Source organism: Lysinibacillus sp. GW823-FHT02G10 (assembly GCF_058797135.1).
In genome coordinates this window covers 648,509-667,634 of the sequence record NZ_JBXAJI010000001.1, presented here as the reverse complement: position 1 = coordinate 667,634, position 19,126 = coordinate 648,509, and the positions used below count along the sequence as shown (strand labels likewise).

Below are 19,126 nucleotides of genomic sequence, written 5' to 3'. Positions count from 1 at the left end.
AATGTGTTGATTACTCAACACATCCCGTTTTTTTGCATATTGAAATCGCTTTCATCTTTATTATATGATTTTAATGAACAGATGTTCAATAAGTAAAGAAATTACTATGAGGAGGTCTTTGAGTTGAGATTAGAAGGTAAAGTAGCCATTGTGACAGGTGCAGCTTCAGGTATGGGGAAAGCCATTGCAGAAGGATATGCAAAAGAAGGCGCTAAGGTTGCCGTTTCAGACTTAAATTTAGAGGGTGCCCAAGCGGTTGTGGAAGGTATTCAAGCGGCTGGAGGAACAGCATTTGCCATTCAAACCAATGTCGCATCAACAGAAGACTTACAACGCTTATTTGATGAAACAAAAACGAACTATGGTCAATTAGATATATTAGTCAACAATGCAGGTATTATGGATGGTATGGAGCCAGTTGGAGAAATTTCTGATGAACGATGGGAAAAAGTATTTGCAGTGAATACAACAGCTGTTATGCGCTCTATGCGTATGGCTACCGAAATTTTCCTTGCACAAGGTCACGGTGTCTTTGTCAATAATATTTCTGCAGGTGGCTTATATGGTGCACGGGCTGGGGCTGCTTATACAGCTTCAAAACATGCGGTAGTTGGTTTAACAAAAAATACAGCCTTTATGTATGCTGATAAAAATATTCGCTGTAATGGTATTGCGCCAGGAGCAGTGATGACCAATATCGCCTCTTCTATGACAAATATGAGCCAAACAGGTGCTGCACGACAAGCACTAGGACTATCCATCAATCCGCGGGCTGGTCAGCCAGAAGAAATCGCTCAATTAGCGATCTTCCTAGGCTCAGATGAGGCTAGCTTTGTGAATGGACAAGTTATTGCTGTTGATGGTGGCTGGACAGCTTACTAATCCATAAGGAAACACGCACAGAGACATTTTCTGTGCGTGTTTCTTTCATTATATAACTTTTCGAGACGGAATCATGCTTCCAATTACTGCCCCTATTAACGCTGGCAGTATCCATCCTAAGCCAATATCATAAAAAGGTAGCATCGCAGAATAGTATTTCTCTACTGCATCCAATATACCTAACTTCGCATCTGGCACACTTTCTACCAGAGCTTTATAGCCATCAATCAGGCTAATGAAAAATGTAAAAATCATCGCTATGGCATACACTGTTTGCTTATTCTTAAAGAAGGATGAGCTTAGAGCGAGCAAGATTAGGACGATTGCTAATGGATATAAGAACATTAAAACTGGAATAGCATATTTGATAATATTGTTTAAACCAAAATTCGCAATCGTAAAGGATACAGCACACAACAGAAACACAAACCATTTGTAACTAATTTTTGGAAATACCTCATGGAAAAACTCACTACAAGATGTAATTAAGCCGATACTTGTTTTTAAGCAAGCGAGCACGATGATGACCGCCAATAAAATAGCTCCAAATGAGCCGAAATAATGATCGGCCACTGCCGCAAAGATTAAACCACCATTATCAAAAGTCCCGACAGCATTAATACTGGAAGCGCCCATATATGTTATGAGACCATAAATCAGCGTCATTAAAGCCATCGCAAAAATACCTGATGTCCATGTAGCCTTGGCAATTTCCTTACGATCTGTAATCCCTGCACTTTTAATTGCATTAATGACAACAATCCCGAAAGCTAGTGAGGCAAGGGCGTCCATCGTATTATAGCCTTCTTTAAAGCCTGTCATAAAGGCGGCATCCATATATTCACCAATTGGCTGCTGGAAATGGCCCATTGGCTTCGTAATGCTTGTAATAATTAAAATAAATAAAACAACTAAAAATGCAGGCGTTAAATATTTACCGATATAATCCATTATTTTCGCTGGATTTAAAGAAAAATAGTAGACAATGGCAAAAAATATAAAGCTAAATACAGCAAGTAGCAGTGTTGCATGCTGTGCTTGAATATATGGCTCAAACCCTACTACAAAAGGTACAGTTGCTGTACGTGGGATGGCAAAGAATGGTCCGATTGTTAAGTACAGTGCCAATGAAAAAATAATACCAAATATAGGATGAACACGATTGGCTAGATCACGTAAACCATTACTACCTGATAAGCCAATTGCCAAAATTCCGAGGAATGGTAAGCCGATAGCAGTCACTAAAAATCCGATTAATCCAAACCAAAAATTAGTCCCAGCAAATTGACCCATTTGAATAGGAAAAATTAGGTTCCCTGCTCCAAAATACAGTCCAAATAACATGGTACCAATGACTGCGTAAGTTGAAAAAGGTATTTTTTGTTGCATAATTGATGTGCTCCTTAGAAGTTTTAGACTATAGCAAATTATTTTAATCGAATGATTTTTCACTACAATTTCATCATGTTATCAAGCATTTATTATAATTACAATAGTTTTTTCGTTTATCCAGTGAGATTCAACAAAAAAAGAGCTGTCTACTGACAGCCCCTTCTTAGTTTGCAACTGACCATTCAATATGATCTAAAAATTTATAAACATCTTCATACACTTTATCGCGTTCTTTGTCCAATGTAATAATGTGACCAGAGTTTTCATACCAAATGATTTCTTTGTCGTCTGTTTCCACAGTATTTAAAATAAAAGGTGCGCTTTCTTGATATAGGTCATCATCTAGTGAGCCTTGTAACACAAGAGTTGGTGCTTTGATCGTTGATAATTCTTCACGCGTTTCTGTTGTTAAACGTGTTACGCCGTCCAATGAATCCTTCGGTGAAATACGTAATTCATGTAATTCTGAAATAATTTGATCTTTTGATTTATTTTCAAAGTGTTTATATAAACGAGCATAGTGGTACAAACGTGTAAATAAGCCTTTTGAATTATCACGTGTAATCGGTGCACACATCGCTACACATGCTTTCACTGGGAATGTCTCTGCGACCTTTAACGAAAAGACGCCTCCAAGTGAAATCCCAACAACAGCGATTTCTTCATAGCCTTTCTTTTGTAGGAAGTTATAACCTTCTACTACATCGTTCCACCAATCTTCTGGTTTTGTTTCTAATAATGCTTCTGGTTCTACGCCATGCCCACTATAAATTGGTGCATGCACAGTGTAACCTCGTTGAGATAAAAATTCTCCTAGCTTTTTCACATCTTTTGTGCTACCTGTGAATCCATGCAGTAATAGTACGGCTTTTTTGCCTCCCTCGATTGTTAGAGGTTGTGGCTTTGTTAACTTCATTTTATGATATCCCCTTCACGGAAATTAATAATTGTGTATTTTATGTGTCTATCTTATCACCCTTTATTCATAATGTACAATTTATAGTTTTTATCAAATCAATGTCTATTGTGCATGAATGATGTCAACTTAACGGCTGTACTATCACACTTTCTGCTACTTAACTTTTCCTTTCTGCTAAATAATTGCAACGTCCTTTTAAAAATTTTTTGTTACCTATACTTCCCGTCTGTTTCCCGTTATAATGCAGATAACTTAAAAATCACAAGAAAAGAGGTGAAAAAAATGGAGTGGCAACAATTAGAATATTTTGTAACCGTTGCAAAGTTAGAGCATATGACACGGGCTGCCGAAGCATTAGCGATTTCACAGCCAGCACTTAGTCGTTCAATTTCAAAGCTGGAGGAAGAATTAGGTGTACCGCTTTTCGACAGACAAGGGCGCTCGATTATGCTAAACCGATATGGAGAGCTATTTTTATATCGTGTCCAGCGCATGCGTAAAGAATATGAAAAGGCTGTTTTAGAATTACAGGAGCTTAATAATCCAGAACTTGGAGATGTATCACTCGGTTTTTTACATACACTTGGAACGAGTATTGTACCCGACTTGATTCGTGCCTTCCGTCAAAAACATCCCCATATCCGTTTTCATTTCACACAAAACTACTCCCATTCACAGTTAAAACAATTACTGGCAGGTGAGTTAGACTTGTGCCTACTAGCCGCGATCGATACAGAGCCGCCAGTTTGTTGGAAGGAATTATGGCGAGATGAGCTCTTTATAATGGTCCCAATTGACCATCCATTAGCCCATCGTAAAAGCATCAAAATGAAAGAATTAGAGCATGAAAGTTTTGTCTTAATGAAAAAAGGCTATGCATTACGCCGCTCAGCTGATCGCTTATTAAATGCTGCGGGCATTAAGCCTAAAATTTCTTATGAAGGTGATGAAGTATCGACAATCGCTGGATTTGTTGGTGCGGGGCTTGGCGTTTCCTTACTACCCGATGATGAGGATTTAAATCCCAAAAAAATCGTTAAAATTCATGTTGAGGATATGGTATGTGAACGAATTATAGGCATGGCTTGGATAGAAAATCGTTATTTATCGCCATCTGCACGTCAGTTTAAACAATTTGTCTTTGATTTTTATGACAATAAATAGAAAGAGCGAGTAACAACATCATCTAGATGTCCTTGTTACTCGCTTTATTTTCTAAAAGGCACTGTTTTACCATACTAGGGAGGTAATAATTTGAATTTATTACTTAATACATTAGGTTTCTTTGTATTTTTATTTACCTTGATCGTATTGTTCATTTTTGTAATCAAATTAATGATTTTCTTTTTTAAACAGAAAAACTTCCCTAAAAAAACACTAACAGCACTATTGACAGGTTTAGTACTGTTTTTGGGAATATTTATATATATCCAATATTTTTTTACGTTTAGTACTTTAGATAAAAAAGATACGCAAAAGGTGCCCGAATCTGTGTCATCTCCTACAGGGGAATATACAGCGCACGCTTATTATGAACCATATGGTGGTGCAGGTCCAAGTGGTGGTGTTCATGTATGGATAGAAATTTTAAATAATAATGCTCACACAAACAAAATCGTCTATTATGCAGAGGCAAAAAGTCAATTCTCGATGGAATGGCTAGACGAAGAAAAATTATCCATTGTTAATAAAGAGCCTAATTATACCAATTCAAATAGAAGTATAGTATTAAGTATTGATAAAGAGATTTATCATGAAAATGGCTTGGCTTGTCAAAGTTTGTTAATGAAAGATGAATATGAAAAGTGTTATCAAAATTAAAAAGGTTAAGTTACTGTGCTGAATCATTATGTTGAAACGACTGACTTTGAGCACTACTAATACAAACGGCTTCAAGCATTTGGCACAATAAAAAATCAGGCTTTGCTCGCCTGATTTTTTACTGTTCATTCTCTTAAATGTATTAAAGTAATTTAACCTGATAAGAAAAAATATCATTTGTATCGCCTTTCATTGCAAATACTCCCTGTTCGACGAGCGTCAGTAAGCGATACTCTACAAAATCATTTCCTACATAATGGACAAATGTTTCAAATGTCTGTGCCAAAATATGCGTAGGCATTAGCCACTCTTCATTTTGCTGTAAATGCAAATTTTTTGCACTGGCGATAATGTATGCATCCATTGCATCTTCCTCTACATGCAATAGTTCACTTTTCCATAACCGTAATGTACTTGGCTGTTCTTTAATGTTTTCCCATTCCTTAGCGAGTTGCTGACATTCTTGCACAGAGAATCGTTTTGCACTAGGGCGAAGCTTCATTAGCATTTCCGAGGAAAGCTCGCCTGTATGGCGAATGTCTAAATTGGGGTGAATACTCTTCAGATTCTCCGTTGCATCAATACCATACACCATACTGCATTTATGAATTAACTCACTCATCACATAGCGCAGTCCTATCTGTTCATGTGTGTTGTGACTATACCAAATCCACACATCCACATCACAAGGTAAATTAGCGATTTTTTTCCTCCAGTTTTCATACATCTCATCATACAATTGCTGGTCATCATCATCTAAAATATGCGTGGCTAACCAAGTTTTACGTTCTTCAAAGTTTTGAAGAGGTCCAATCGAGAGATCATCATGGACACTTAGAACTGATTCATTTCGCTGCAAACGATGTTGACGAATTGCAAGTTTCATAGAACCCTGCGTTGCTAAGCTAAAGGTAATATGTAAAATAGCCATGTCCATTCCTCCCTACTGTTTGCTGATGGCAATCTGTATCCCGATAAATGTGAATAGAATACCTTGAACTGTATTTAGTCGTTTAGCAATCGCAGGTTTACCAATAATGACTTGTCTAACTTTCCCTGCAAATATACTAAACAATGAAAATAATACAAGCGCTTGTATTAAAAATACAATACCCAAAATAAGCATTTGAAACGCCACATGTCCTTCCGATGGATTAACAAACTGTGGTAACAGCGCTAGGAAAAATAACGATACTTTAGGATTTAAAATATTCATTAATATTCCTTTTTTATATAATTTAATATAGGCTTGCGTATTTTGCTGTTGCAACGTAAAAGGGTCTCCTTTAGCACGAAATGATTGCCAAGCTAGATATAATAAATACGCTGCTCCTGCAAATTTGACGATGGTAAAAATAATGGTCGATTGATAAATTATCGCAGAAATACCAAGTACTGCTGCACTAATATGAACAAGTAGCCCTGTACACAATCCAAGAGATGTGGCAATACCCGCTTTTTTATCTTGTGTAATACTTTGGGCAAGCACAAATAAATTATCGGGCCCTGGCATAATGGTTAAAATCATCGCAGCCCCTAAAAACGCAAATAACGTTGAGATGTCCAAAACTTTCCCTTCCTTCAACTTCTTTTAAAAAACTATATACATTATACTACATGACGTTGTTCTCACTAGATGTAAGTTTATGACTTTATCCAAAACTTTTTTTAAATTTTGGTTTCACAATTTATGCTCGCTCAAGCGATACTTTTCTTCCCTAATCCATTATAATAGTAGAAACTCATGATAAACCAGATAACTTCCATAAGAGGTGATTGATAATGGCAGTAAGTGATATTGTCACGCAATATGAGGATGAGCATGGACAGGTTTACTATAAAATGAAATCCCATGACATTGAAGTAAAGGCCACACAAAACGCAGGCTTAGCACCTGTCATCACGTATTGGATGGCTGACAAAGAGATTACAGATTCCATTCGAAATTTACGCTTCAGTCCACGTGCCCCATCTAGCTATATACAAGATTACGAAGAATTTCAAGCAATGCTTTATGCGAAAGAGCAACGGGCCATTAACCAGCTGTATGAACAAATGAGCATTAAACCCCAAAATATGTCTTCGGGGAAACAAGTCATTTGGAGTTTCTTTGTCATTGTACTGGCTATGCTTCCCCTTTTCATTGCGATTTGGTGGTTTAAATAATTGAATAAGCGATCTCTTTAGCGTTTTAGCGCATCCCTTTCTTAATTTATCAAAACTTTCAAGTAATTTATCCATTCAGCTTGACAGACTTATAGAAGTAGTGCATCCTTTAGTCAATAGATGAGAAAACGAACGAAGACCAGTAGTTAGCCACTGCTTGAAAAGAGAGCGATGCCCATCGGCTGAAAGGCATTGTACAAGAAAGACTAATGAAACCTACTTCGTGAAACGTCCTAGCCAAACTAGGCGCAGTCTCGAGCGTTATGAGAAAAGTGGAATGTCGCATGATATTCAATGTAGGTGGTACCACGGAAGGCAAGTCTTTTCGTCCTAATTTTTAGGATGAAAAGGCTTTTTTTATCTTGATTCAGCAATGATGGAGGTAGTGAGATGGAGAGAAAAAGAATTGTTGTTAAGATTGGTAGTAGCTCTTTAACGAATGTGAAGGGTGAAATCGATAAAGTTCGCTTAATGGACCATGTGCAGGCAATCGCCGAGTTGAAGAAATTGGGTCATGAAGTGTTGCTTGTCTCGTCAGGTGCTGTAGCGGCGGGTTTTAAACAACTAGGCTACCCTGCTCGCCCTGTGACAGTGAAAGGAAAGCAGGCAGCTGCTGCTGTAGGACAGAGCCTACTTATTCAAACGTACAGTGCCTTATTTAGTATTTACGATATCATGCCTGCACAGATATTATTGACACGAACAGATTTTTCTAAAAAAGAATGCTATAAAAATGCCTATGCGACTTTCGAGGAATTGTTAGAACGATCCATGCTACCGATTATTAATGAAAACGATACAGTGTCAATTAGTGAATTAACCTTTGGAGATAACGATATGCTTTCAGCACTCGTCAGTGGACTTGTCCACGCAGATCAGCTCATCATTTTAACAGATATCAATGGCCTTTATAATGCCAATCCCAATAAAAACCCTCAGGCAGAGCGCATTGATCGATTAGCAGCTATTACAGATGATCTACTAAGCTTTGCGGATGGTACAGGATCAAAGGTTGGCACAGGTGGCATGGCCTCTAAGCTTCTGGCTGCCCGAACAGCGCTACGTGCAGGAGTGAAGGTATTTATCGGAACAGGTCATGGTGCACAGAAGCTCGTCGATATTTTAGCAGGACATGGTGATGGCACTTATGTGGAGCATGACGAGCTTGCTGTGTTAACAAATCATAAACAGTGGATTGCACTTACGGAAATTTCTGGTAAAATTTTTATAGATAGTGGTGCTGAACAGGCTTTAATGAATAATGGGAAAAGTCTATTACCTGCTGGCGTCTATCGTGTAGAAGGTGATTTTGTAAATGGTGATGTTGTTGAAGTCTATAGTGAGAAGGACTTACTAGGACGCGGCGAAGTACTGTACTCATCCCAAGAGCTTATCTCTGCCATGGGAAAACGGACTGATACATTGCTGAAAAGCCCTATTGAGGTAATTCACCGAGACAAATGGCTGAAAATTCAAACGAATTAAGGAGGAATGACAAATGACAAGTGAAATTCAAGAAAAAGGACAACGCGCAAAAGCCGCAAGCTACATGTTAAATATTAAAACAACCTGCGAGAAAAATGAGGCACTGAAAAAAATTGCAGAACAGCTATTAATCGATCAACCTGATATCATGGCTGAAAATGCAAAGGATTTGGCACAGGGTGAGCAGCAAGGTATTCCTGCGTCTACGTTAGATCGCATCATGCTCAATGAAGAACGGATTGCGGCAATGGCCGATGCCATTCATTTACTCATCTCCTTAAACGATCCAGTAGGTACAATTGTTGAACGCATTGAAAAAGACAATGGGCTGCGCATTGAAAAACGAATTGTGCCACTTGGTGTTATTGGTATGATCTATGAAGCTCGACCAAATGTCACGATCGATGCAGCAACACTTTCCCTAAAAACGGGCAATGCAGTTATTTTGCGTGGAAGCTCCTCTGCTAAGTTTTCTAATATGGCTCTTGTTGCAAGTATTCATCGCGCGCTTGCTAAAACATCCATCCCTACAGATGCTGTTCAATTAATTGAGGATACAAGCCGCGAAACAGCCAAAGAACTCTTCCATTTAAAAGAGTACTTAGATGTGCTCATTCCTCGCGGTGGCAAAGCTCTGATCGATTTAGTTGTCAATGAAGCGACTGTTCCTGTACTGGAAACAGGTGCAGGCAACTGTCACATTTACGTGGATGAAATGGCGGATTACATAAAAGCAGAAAAAATCTGTCTGAATGCTAAAACACAGCGTCCTTCTGTTTGTAATGCAGCAGAAAGCTTACTCATTCATCCTACTTGGTTTCAAGAACATGGTGTCCAGCTTTTAACGTCCCTTCATCATGCAGGTGTAGCCATCATCGGTGATGAGCAAGTATGTCAGCAATTTGCAGCTGCCCTTCCAGCTACGGTGGAAGATTATGCGACAGAGTTCCTTGATTTAAAAATAAGCGTTAAATTGGTGGAAAATGTCTATGAAGCGATTGAGCATATTCAATACTTTGGCACAAATCATTCTGAGGCCATCATTACAGAAGATCAATTAACCGCCGAGACGTTCTTAAACAATGTTGATGCAGCAGCAGTGTATCATAATGCCTCCACCCGTTTCACAGACGGCTTTGAATTTGGCTATGGTGCAGAAATCGGTATTAGTACACAAAAGCTACATGCCCGTGGACCAATGGGCTTGCCTGCATTAACATCAACAAAATATGTTATTCATGGCAACGGCCAAATTCGTGAATAGTTCTTATAGTTTCATAAAATAATAGAAGGAAGGTTTCGTATGAACATCTCAGCAATCATTAAACTAACAGTCTCCATGGCACTGTTTGGTTCCATCGGCTTTTTTACCGTTCACACTGGTGTTCCCGCTACAGAGCTTGTCTTTGTTAGATGCATTTGCGCAACCCTCTTTCTAGGTGGTATGTGGCTCATCACTGGTGGACATAAAACAGAGGTATGGGATAAGAAAGAAATTTTTCAAACGCTTATTTGCGGTGTCTTTATTGTGTTAAACTGGGTATTTTTATTTAAAGCCTTTGAGGAAATGTCCATTTCAATTGCCATTTCCATCTATAATTTAGCCCCCATATTTGTGTTAATTTTAGGCGCTATCTTTTTGAAGGAAAAAATGACCATTCAGGCACTTGTCGCAACAATCACTTGCTTTATCGGTAGTATTTTTATCATCGGTCTCAATAATTTTGTGTCGTTCTCAGAATTTATGCAATCTGGCTTTATCTGGGCATTACTGTCAGCAGTATTTTATGCCCTTACAATGCTAACAAGCAAAACCATCACGAAGCTTAGCTCGTATGCGTTAACCTATATTCAAACAACAGTTGGAATCGTGATACTACTGCCTTTTATCGACTTCTCGCTGTTTGATGGATTAACGTCAACTAATTGGTTTTATATACTCGGCACAGGCTTTATTCATACAGGATTTGTTTACTATTTATTTTTTGATAGTATTCGTAGCCTGTCTACGATTCTTGTCTCTGTATTGGTTTTTGTCGACCCTGTTGTCGCCATTTTACTGGATATGCTATTGCTTGATTTTATGCCAAGCTTTACGCAAACGATGGGGATCCTTCTCATTTTCGCTGGTATTTTTTATACCATTTATGTTCCTAAGAAAAAGCGACTACCACAGGAGGTCTCATAATGGGCAAGCTCTTCACAATTGGAGAATTATTAGTTGACTTTACACCGACACAGCAGCACGGCTCCCTAGCCAACATTGAGCATTTTACTAAACATGCAGGAGGAGCACCTGCCAATGTAGCCGCTGTCTGTGCAAAGCTAGGACAGCAGGCGGCCCTTCTCACACAAGTCGGTCAGGATGCCTTTGGTGACTTCCTAATCAAAACGTTGCAGCAAGCAGGTGTAGATACACAGTTTATTCGTCAATCAACGGATGGTGAAACAAGTCTTGCCTTTGTTTCATTAAATGAACATGGCGAACGAGATTTTCAATTTTATCGCCGACATGCTGCAGATCTCTTATACAAACAGGAATACCTCCCCTCGCAGCTATTAACAGCGCACGATATCGTTCACTTTTGCTCTGTTAATCTTGTAGAGAGTCCTATGAAACAAGCACATCTTGCCCTTATTGAACAGGCACATCAAGCAGGAAGCCTTATATCCTTCGATCCGAATGTGCGCCTTCCTTTATGGCAGGATAAGACGGCGTGTTGTGAAACCATTCTAGCCTTTTTACCAAAAGCCCATATTGTCAAGCTTTCAGAGGAAGAACTGTTGTTTTTAACAACTCTAGAAGATGAACAGGAAGCTGTTCAAACGTTATTCAAGGGATATGTAGAAGTTATTATCATTACACATGGTGCTGCTGGGGCTACCTTATATACGAAAAAACATCATGTGAAGGCTCCTGCTAACAAGGTACAAACCGTTGATACAACTGGTGCTGGTGATGCTTTTATTGGCGCGATTTTAAGTCAATTTCTTCATCATCAACTAACAGTAGATCAAGTGGCAGCTCATTGTGAACAGTATGCAATGTCTCTGCTATCTTTTGCAAACGGATATGCGGGCATTTCAACAACAAAGCATGGGGCGATTCCATCCTATCCTGTACTTTCATTAGATATGAAACTAGGATAAATCGAAACTTTTTGTTCTTATTGTTCGTATGTACTAGTGACAGGTCATTAAAGGAGGGCTTATATGGAATCGATGACAAAAAAACGCACAGCTGCATTTTTAATCGATACAGCTGTTTCAACAGCTGTCACGTTTGGGGTTGAATACTTCCTACGAAAAAAAGTAAAAAATGAGGCTGTTCATGCACTCGTTACGCCAACCGTGGTATTGTGGGCGCTAGAATATGCACAACTCCGTAAAAACGGACAAACGATTGGCTACAAAGCAATGGGATTGACACTCGAAAATGAAGATGGTCGTCCATTATCAGAATGTCAAATTATTAAACGCATGGCTTATCGAGACACTATCAGTACGTTCGATTATCTTAAAGATCGCCAAGCCTTTGAGCAGCAGCATGGTCAACGTCTTCCTCATGATAGCTTTGCAGGTACGGTTGTAAAGAAAAAATAAAGGAAAGCTGCCTTATCGTTTGGGCAGCTTTCTTTAATTGGCGCATTTTGCTAAAGTGTTAATCTTCCTGATCGCCTAACCATTACAGAAAGTAGTATGGAATTCTCTTTAGAGAAGTATGCTAATCTTTGGAAATAAACTGCTGTATATCATTCGATAAAATCGCGTTTTCTGACGGAAACCAAAAATAAGTAGTACCATCAAATTGTATGCCATATTGAAAAGCAATGGCATCGTCTGTATAAAGGAGTACATCATAACGGTTCGTATCCCCGTTTGGCTCAAAGGATGGGGCTGGTTTACTATTGACTAAAATTGCCTTTATATCTGCCATGTCAGACTGGTTTGTATAGCTAGCCGTTTTCCGATTGCCTTCTTCCGTAGATGAGTAGAATTCTATTTTCTTCACTTCTTCTAATGGAACCTGATCAAAATTCCGTCGCGGCGGAGCTTCAGCTCTTATCATATAAATTCGATAGCCATTAATAACCGACTGATCCTCTACCGCAATGGCATCGTCAAGACCCTTTATCGCATAAAGCTTTGTTCCCTTCTCATGGAATGCTGCATCGCCATCCTTAAAGCGATAGGAAGTTCTTTTGATATGATCTGCCACTTTAAAATCAACTTCCCCTATTTCCTTATCAATGAATGAACGATCGGCTAACGCTACTTCATATACAGCTTCATATTGCTTACCATCCCATTTGATTAAATCAACCCATTCGATGATGACTTGACTACCGCAAGCAGTCAGTAACAACAAACACATGATACAAAGGCATATCCATTTCTTCAACAACATCCCCCCTTTCAGCAGTAGACCCGAGCAACGATTAAAAAGTTACAACGTATGACGCTAAGTCTGGCATTTTCTATAATCGTGTGAATTTCGTCTGCTACCAGTATTTCTTCATTAAAATATGGGGGATGCCACAATCCATAAATTCTTCACCTTCACGCTGATAGCCTAATTTTTCATAAAAGCCTTCTGCATAGGACTGAGCATTTAATTTTGCTTTTGTTAGCCCTTTATCTCGAGCAATTTGCTCTAGGCCTACAATAACTTCCTTACCAAGGCCATATTTGCGGTATTCTTCTAATATACAAATACGCTCCAATTTGCCATAGCCCTCTACAACTCGAAGTCTCCCTGTTCCAACAGGTTGCTCATTGTAATACACCAAAATATGATCGCATGGAGCATCCAGTGCATCAAATTCATCATATTCTTCTTCCTCAGGGACTTGCTGCTCTTCAATAAAAACGCTTCGTCTAAAATCAAACGCTGTTTGTAATTCTGCTTCAGTTGTCACTTTTTTTATAGTCATTACTATTCCTCCTAGTTTCTCCTGCCTTATCATCTTCTCTAGGTGCAATTTCACTTTGAAGATGATAGTATTAGTATAGAATGATTTTTATTGCAATTACAACAAAAATCTCAGGAGGATCGAACATGAAAGAAATCTTACGTGAAATAGGTGCCATAGCACGGGCATTAGACTCGATAAGCAATATTGAATTCAAGGAATTGGATTTGACAAAGGGGCAATATTTATATGTCATCCGTATTTGTGAACATCCAGGTATTATTCAAGAGAAAGTCGCAGAGCTATTGAAGGTAGACCGTACAACGGCTTCACGAGCTATTCAAAAATTGGAGACCAAAGGCTTTATTGAAAAACGAATTGAACAAGGTAATAAGAAAAATAAATTACTTTTTCCTACAGCTAAAAGCATGGACATCTATCCTTTTTTAAAACGGGAGGGCGAATATTCCAATGCTCGTGCGCTTGAGGGGTTTTCTAATGAGGAGATTAACTGCATTCACAGTCTTCTAACACGTGTGTTGCATAACATCGAAATTGACTGGGAAGAGGTGAAGAAAGGGCATAAACGACAGTATTAAAGGCGATTCCTCGTGTTTTTCGCACATTTGGAATCGCCTTAGGCTAGACATTGGCTGCAAATACTCGTTTTAATACAGCAACCATAAAATCAAAGTCCTCGTCTGTACAGCACAGCGGTGGACTTAACGTAATGATATTATTGAAGCCTTCAACTGTATCACCATTTCTTCCAATAATTAAGCCATTTGCTTGACAATCAGCCATGATTTTCGCGATTAGCTCAGGCTTAGCAGGTGTTTGAGATTGTTTATCTTCGACCAGCTCGATGCCAATGAGTAACCCAAGCCCACGAATATCGCCAACGAAAGGCAGCTCTAATAGGTCTTGCAAATCATGTAGGAATTGAATACCCAAATCTCTTGCTCGCTGCACAAGTCCTTCCTCCTCCATGATTTTTATATTTTCTAAGGCCACTGCACAAGCTGCTGGATTGCCCCCAAACGTATTGATATGGCGAAAATGACTATAGCCGTCCGTCTCTTTAAATTTTTCATAAATGTCTTTCCGTATAGCTGTAATGGATAGTGGTAGGTAGGCACTCGTTAATCCTTTCGCCATGGTAATGACATCTGGTCGAATATCAAAATGCTGATGGCCAAATAGCTTACCTGTCCGTCCGAAGCCACAAATGACTTCATCCATGATGAGTAATACTCCATGCTTTCTACAAATGCGCTCGACTTCTTTGACATAAGTTGGATGTGGAATAAGCACTCCACCACCCGTGATGAGTGGCTCCATAATGACAGCCGCAATGGTTTCTTTTTGCTCCCAAATAATTTTTTCTTCCATTTCTCGGGCAAGTGCTAGACTGTATGCCTCAATTGACTGCCCTTTTGGACGACGATAGTGATCAGGTGGAGCAACATGTAAGAAGCCCGGTGTCAGCGGCTCGTACTTAAATTTACGTAATGCCTGACCTGTAGCTGCTAATGCCCCAAGTGAACTGCCATGATAGCCCCGATAACGAGCAATGATTTTGTAGCGGTTCCCTTCCCCATTTTGTTGATGGTATTGACGTATTAACTTAAACGCTACTTCATTCGCATCTGAGCCACTAGTGGAATAAAACATCATATAGTCATCATCAAGTAAGCTGTTTATTTTTTCAGCGAGCCTGATGGCAGGTTCATGGCTTTGTGTTAAAGGAGCATAGCAAAGCTTTTTTAGCTGCTCATACGCAACCCTAGCAAGACGCTCACGCCCATACCCTACATTCACTGCCCATAAGCCTGACATGCCATCTAAAAAGCGATTGCCTAAACTATCTGTAATCCATGCCCCTTCTCCCTGCTCAATAATGGGAGGTGCTTTGTCGTTATAGATAGACATGTGATGCCAAATGTTTTCATGATCTTTTTGCTGTAAAGTATGTGTAAACTGATCGTTTCGCTCCATATCATGACCTCCAATCGTGTATCATCGGTGTCTTTTTGTCTATCACCATTTTCCCTATTAAGCTAGTTAATATTGAAATTTTCTGATTTCTCTAACATAATGAAATAGACATTGTACATTCGAAGGGCAGGTGCTAATTGATGTCGAAACATCCTCTACTCGTACGTGATGTCCTCAAGCGCAAGCATTTTGAATCGGCGAAGCTTATTGCAGGGCAGCACGGCCTAGATCGCCAAGTATTGTGGACACATATATTAGAAATTAAAGATTTTGAAACCTTAATCAATGGTGGTGAATTAATTTTAACCACGGGTGTCGGTTTACAGCTAGAACGAGAAACACAAATAGCCTACTTACAAAACCTTATTCGTAATGAGGCAGCTGGTCTTTGTATAGAAATTGGCGACTATTTTGACCATGTTCCCGTAGAATTGATTGCCATGGCAAATGCCCATCATTTCCCTATCATCATCTTTGAAGAAATTGTACGATTTATTGATATTACGCAAGATTTGCACACGTACATAATTAATCAACACCAGCAGGCACTTACACAGCTAGATACACTATCCAAAACTTTTATGGAATTATCATTAATGCCAAATGGTATTTTAAAAATATTACAAGTGCTCCATCAAGATACAAATGCTCCCTTTCTATTTGTTTCAGAAGATACAAAAAGCTTTTATTATCCTATGGAGGCTAAAAAATATTTACGTGTCATGGAGGAGCATTGTCAGCAGTTAGAACTACAAGAGCCCTTGCACCTTCTATCCTTGGGTAAAGACCATTTTGTCATTATTCCTGTTAATGGACTTGGACAAGTGTGGGGCTATTTATGTATGCATTCTGAACTGCCAAAGCAGAGTGATTACACCTTGTTAAATCTTGAACGAGCAACTATGTCGATTGCCCATATTTTAATGCGTAACCGCATGCTTCAGGAGCGACAGCAAAGCCGGGAAGATGAATTCATACTAGCCTTAATTCAAGGTCAGCCAGTAGATATTCAATACTACCAAAGCTATTTACCAATCGAAAGTCGTAATTTATTTTACCGAGTCGTCGTGTTCAATCTACATGATGAAGCCAATACTGTACCTGAAGAAGAATGGCAGGAAATCCAGTTACAAAATGCCATGTATGTTCGTTCGATTCTGAAAAAGCTTGGATTTTTCCCTACTGTTTCAGTAAGACAGCACGAGATAATTATTTTAGCCTTTTTCATTGCCGCAGATTATATGAAAGACAATCGCGACGCTTTTGATCAAGCAATTTCACAAATCATTGCAAGAAAAGCAGCACAATTTTTTGAGCAACTTACCCTTAGCTGTGGTATTAGCAATGTCTATCAAACGATCGAAAGTGTTCATCTGGGGTATAAGGAAGCCAAATCAGCCATCCAAATGCAGCATCATCAATTGACGAGCTCCATCTATTATAAGGATTTAGGTGTTTATCGATTGTTATTACAGCAGGATCAAACAGCTCTCTTACAATTTGTAAAAGATTATTTACAGGAAATTTTAGTATTAGATCAAAAAAGTAGCCATGATTTATTTCAAACATTAGCTGTTTATCTGTCCTGTAATGGAGCTAAAAATGATACAGCAGAACAGCTGTTTATTGTCCGTCAAACACTTTACAAACGAATAGAACGCTTAGAAAGTATACTAGGTGCTGATTTTTTACAAGCTCCCCATCGCCTCAATATTGAGATGGCTGTTAAGGCATATGAACTGTTGCAAAAGACAGCACCTGATCTATTACGATTTTGAACGCGGGTCCATAAAATCTCGTAAAGCATTACTGAGCATATATAAGCCTAAAACAAGAATCGTAATGGCTCCTCCAGGGGCATACGTATACCAAGGGGCACCGATTAAATAGGCTTGTGAATCTTTTAACATTCTGCCCCAGCTAGGGTTTGGTGGCTGTACCCCAAGCCCTAAATAGCTTAGTGCTGCCTCGGCTAACATGGCTGTCGCAAAAGTCACGGTTGCTGCCACAATAATTTGCGACGAAATGTTTGGCAAAATATGACGAAACATGATGCTATAAGGCTTAACACCAATTAATTTCGCTGCCAGCACATATTCCGAGTCACGTTGTTGCACAAAGCCACTGCGGGCAATCCTCGCAATAGCAGGTATCGCGATAATCCCCAGCGCTATCGCTGTATTCGTTATTCCTGGGCCGAATACTGCTACAAGCATTAATGCTAAGATGATTCCTGGAAAGGCCATTAAAGCGTCCATCGTACGCATAAATATTTCATCGACCCAGCCACCAACATAGCCTGCAATTCCGCCTATGAGAATACCAAATATCGTTCCAATCGCAACCGTTAATAGACCCACGGCAAAGGCTGTTTGTGTCCCCTTCATAATGCGACTAAAAATATCTCGCCCAAATTCATCTGTTCCAAACATATAGGCACCACCTGGACCACGCAATTTTTCAGGTATATTCATCGCGTTGACATCATGGGGTGTATAAAAAAAGCTAACAATCATGACGAGCAGAAAGCCAACAATGACGAGGAGACCAATGACTAAATTGATTTTTTTAGTATAGCGCTGTAATTGTTTCATGGTAGTCACCTCTTAACGTAATCGAATTCTAGGGTCCAACACAGAATATAAAACATCGACAATAAAATTAATCATGACGACAGCTACTGTAATATACATAACGATCCCTTGTACGAGTGGAAAATCACGATTACTGATAGCCGTAATCAATAACTGACCAATCCCTGGCAATGAAAACACCTGCTCCACAATAATCGTTCCTGCCACAACCTCCGCCATAATCAACCCAAAAACCGTCAATATCGGAATCATGGAATTTTTCAAAACATGCTTATACATTACATTTTGTTCAGACATCCCTTTACTGCGTATCGTACGGACATAATCGAGCTGGACCTGCTCCAAAATGGCTGTACGAACATAACGAAAATTCACCGCAATTTGTGGAATCGCAATCGTTAAGGCTGGAAGTATTAGGGTACTGAGCGCCCCTGCTACACTTTGTGTCCAAGGTATATAGCCACTTATTTTAAAGAAGCTGAACTGTAGGCCAATGTAAAGAATAAGCATCATCCCTAGCCAAAAGGAAGGCACTGCCATACCGATCTGGGTTACAGTCGATAATGACACATCACTTAATTTATTTTGTCTTCTTGCTGCAAACATCCCTAAAGGTAATGAGATGATTAAGACAATGATAAGGGTGAGTCCTGCTAATGACATGGTGACAGGAAGTCGATCAAATAGTAATTCTTTTACTGGCATGGAAAATCGAATGGAATTCCCTAATTGCCCTGTCAATAAGCCCTTCATCCAATCCACATATTGTTCATAAAGAGGACGATCCAAGCCAAGCTCAGATCGTAAATTTTCAATTTGAGTGGGATCCGCCTCTGTTCCTAGCATTGTGCGAACTGGATCACCAGGTAAAATTTGAAAAACACCAAATGTAATAATGGATACTAGAAGGATGGTTGTTATTAACAGGATGATTCGACGTAGGATATACATCATAA

At 39.2% G+C, this 19,126-nt stretch carries 20 protein-coding genes; 11 read left to right on the top strand and 9 right to left on the bottom strand.

The features are described 5' to 3' along the window. The first annotated feature begins 123 nt into the window (after positions 1-123). Positions 124-882: an SDR family oxidoreductase gene (locus AC1RFD_RS03290; RefSeq protein WP_048390161.1), complete on the top strand. Its 759-nt coding sequence runs from the start codon at positions 124-126 to the stop codon at positions 880-882. A 48-nt stretch (positions 883-930) separates the two neighbouring features. Here the strand turns inward: AC1RFD_RS03290 and brnQ are convergent, their stop codons facing one another. Continuing rightward, complete coding sequence (brnQ, locus tag AC1RFD_RS03285; protein WP_054550837.1) at positions 931-2,271, bottom strand: branched-chain amino acid transport system II carrier protein; 1,341 nt, start codon at positions 2,269-2,271, stop codon at positions 931-933. A 166-nt stretch (positions 2,272-2,437) separates the two neighbouring features. Next, entirely contained in the window at positions 2,438-3,190 is a 753-nt protein-coding gene (locus tag AC1RFD_RS03280; RefSeq protein ID WP_048390156.1) for an alpha/beta hydrolase, read from the bottom strand. Positions 3,191-3,475: 285 nt separating this feature from the next. On the opposite strand from AC1RFD_RS03280, the gene AC1RFD_RS03275 reads away from it, so the two are divergent. Next, a complete protein-coding gene (locus AC1RFD_RS03275; RefSeq protein WP_048390154.1) occupies positions 3,476-4,357 on the top strand; it encodes a LysR family transcriptional regulator in 882 nt (293 codons plus the stop codon). A 90-nt stretch (positions 4,358-4,447) separates the two neighbouring features. After that, positions 4,448-5,014, top strand: a complete 567-nt coding sequence (locus tag AC1RFD_RS03270) for a DUF5412 family protein (protein WP_054550836.1) — start codon at positions 4,448-4,450, stop codon at positions 5,012-5,014. A gap of 142 nt (positions 5,015-5,156) precedes the next feature. On the opposite strand, the gene AC1RFD_RS03265 is transcribed toward AC1RFD_RS03270, so the two are convergent. Both AC1RFD_RS03265 and AC1RFD_RS03260 read right to left on the bottom strand, forming a co-directional pair. After that, complete coding sequence (locus tag AC1RFD_RS03265; RefSeq protein WP_115673923.1) at positions 5,157-5,945, bottom strand: DUF1835 domain-containing protein; 789 nt, start codon at positions 5,943-5,945, stop codon at positions 5,157-5,159. A 12-nt stretch (positions 5,946-5,957) separates the two neighbouring features. Next, complete coding sequence (locus AC1RFD_RS03260; RefSeq protein WP_115673922.1) at positions 5,958-6,581, bottom strand: LysE family translocator; 624 nt, start codon at positions 6,579-6,581, stop codon at positions 5,958-5,960. A gap of 215 nt (positions 6,582-6,796) precedes the next feature. Here AC1RFD_RS03260 and AC1RFD_RS03255 point away from each other — a divergent pair, with 215 nt between their 5' ends. The 6 genes from AC1RFD_RS03255 (at position 6,797) to AC1RFD_RS03230 (ending at position 12,268) form a co-directional block, all read left to right on the top strand. Then, entirely contained in the window at positions 6,797-7,180 is a 384-nt protein-coding gene (locus tag AC1RFD_RS03255) for a sodium:proton antiporter (RefSeq protein ID WP_492474491.1), read from the top strand. 390 nt (positions 7,181-7,570) lie between these two features. After that, a complete protein-coding gene (proB, locus tag AC1RFD_RS03250) occupies positions 7,571-8,665 on the top strand; it encodes a glutamate 5-kinase (protein ID WP_048390146.1) in 1,095 nt (364 codons plus the stop codon). 13 nt (positions 8,666-8,678) lie between these two features. Next, complete coding sequence (locus AC1RFD_RS03245; RefSeq protein WP_112117782.1) at positions 8,679-9,929, top strand: glutamate-5-semialdehyde dehydrogenase; 1,251 nt, start codon at positions 8,679-8,681, stop codon at positions 9,927-9,929. Between the two features lie 39 nt (positions 9,930-9,968). Continuing rightward, positions 9,969-10,853: a DMT family transporter gene (locus tag AC1RFD_RS03240; protein WP_004229564.1), complete on the top strand. Its 885-nt coding sequence runs from the start codon at positions 9,969-9,971 to the stop codon at positions 10,851-10,853. Beyond that, a complete protein-coding gene (locus tag AC1RFD_RS03235) occupies positions 10,853-11,815 on the top strand; it encodes a carbohydrate kinase family protein (protein WP_115673921.1) in 963 nt (320 codons plus the stop codon). Before AC1RFD_RS03240 ends, AC1RFD_RS03235 begins: the two co-directional genes overlap by 1 nt. A gap of 63 nt (positions 11,816-11,878) precedes the next feature. Then, entirely contained in the window at positions 11,879-12,268 is a 390-nt protein-coding gene (locus tag AC1RFD_RS03230; RefSeq protein WP_048390139.1) for an RDD family protein, read from the top strand. Positions 12,269-12,389: 121 nt separating this feature from the next. Here AC1RFD_RS03230 and AC1RFD_RS03225 read toward each other — a convergent pair whose 3' ends face one another. Further along, entirely contained in the window at positions 12,390-13,073 is a 684-nt protein-coding gene (locus AC1RFD_RS03225; RefSeq protein ID WP_227744832.1) for a hypothetical protein, read from the bottom strand. Between the two features lie 94 nt (positions 13,074-13,167). Continuing rightward, complete coding sequence (locus AC1RFD_RS03220; protein WP_115673919.1) at positions 13,168-13,599, bottom strand: GNAT family N-acetyltransferase; 432 nt, start codon at positions 13,597-13,599, stop codon at positions 13,168-13,170. 125 nt (positions 13,600-13,724) lie between these two features. Here AC1RFD_RS03220 and AC1RFD_RS03215 point away from each other — a divergent pair, with 125 nt between their 5' ends. After that, positions 13,725-14,177, top strand: a complete 453-nt coding sequence (locus AC1RFD_RS03215) for a MarR family winged helix-turn-helix transcriptional regulator (protein WP_004229576.1) — start codon at positions 13,725-13,727, stop codon at positions 14,175-14,177. Positions 14,178-14,220: 43 nt separating this feature from the next. Here AC1RFD_RS03215 and AC1RFD_RS03210 read toward each other — a convergent pair whose 3' ends face one another. Beyond that, positions 14,221-15,576, bottom strand: a complete 1,356-nt coding sequence (locus tag AC1RFD_RS03210) for an aspartate aminotransferase family protein (protein WP_112117777.1) — start codon at positions 15,574-15,576, stop codon at positions 14,221-14,223. A gap of 140 nt (positions 15,577-15,716) precedes the next feature. On the opposite strand from AC1RFD_RS03210, the gene AC1RFD_RS03205 reads away from it, so the two are divergent. Next, a complete protein-coding gene (locus tag AC1RFD_RS03205; RefSeq protein WP_004229580.1) occupies positions 15,717-17,354 on the top strand; it encodes a PucR family transcriptional regulator in 1,638 nt (545 codons plus the stop codon). On the opposite strand, the gene AC1RFD_RS03200 is transcribed toward AC1RFD_RS03205, so the two are convergent. Further along, a complete protein-coding gene (locus AC1RFD_RS03200) occupies positions 17,343-18,170 on the bottom strand; it encodes an ABC transporter permease (protein WP_004229583.1) in 828 nt (275 codons plus the stop codon). The genes AC1RFD_RS03205 and AC1RFD_RS03200 overlap by 12 nt on opposite strands. Before the next feature lie 12 nt (positions 18,171-18,182). Continuing rightward, a complete protein-coding gene (locus AC1RFD_RS03195) occupies positions 18,183-19,124 on the bottom strand; it encodes an ABC transporter permease (RefSeq protein ID WP_009374228.1) in 942 nt (313 codons plus the stop codon). Between the last annotated feature and the right edge of the window lie 2 nt (positions 19,125-19,126).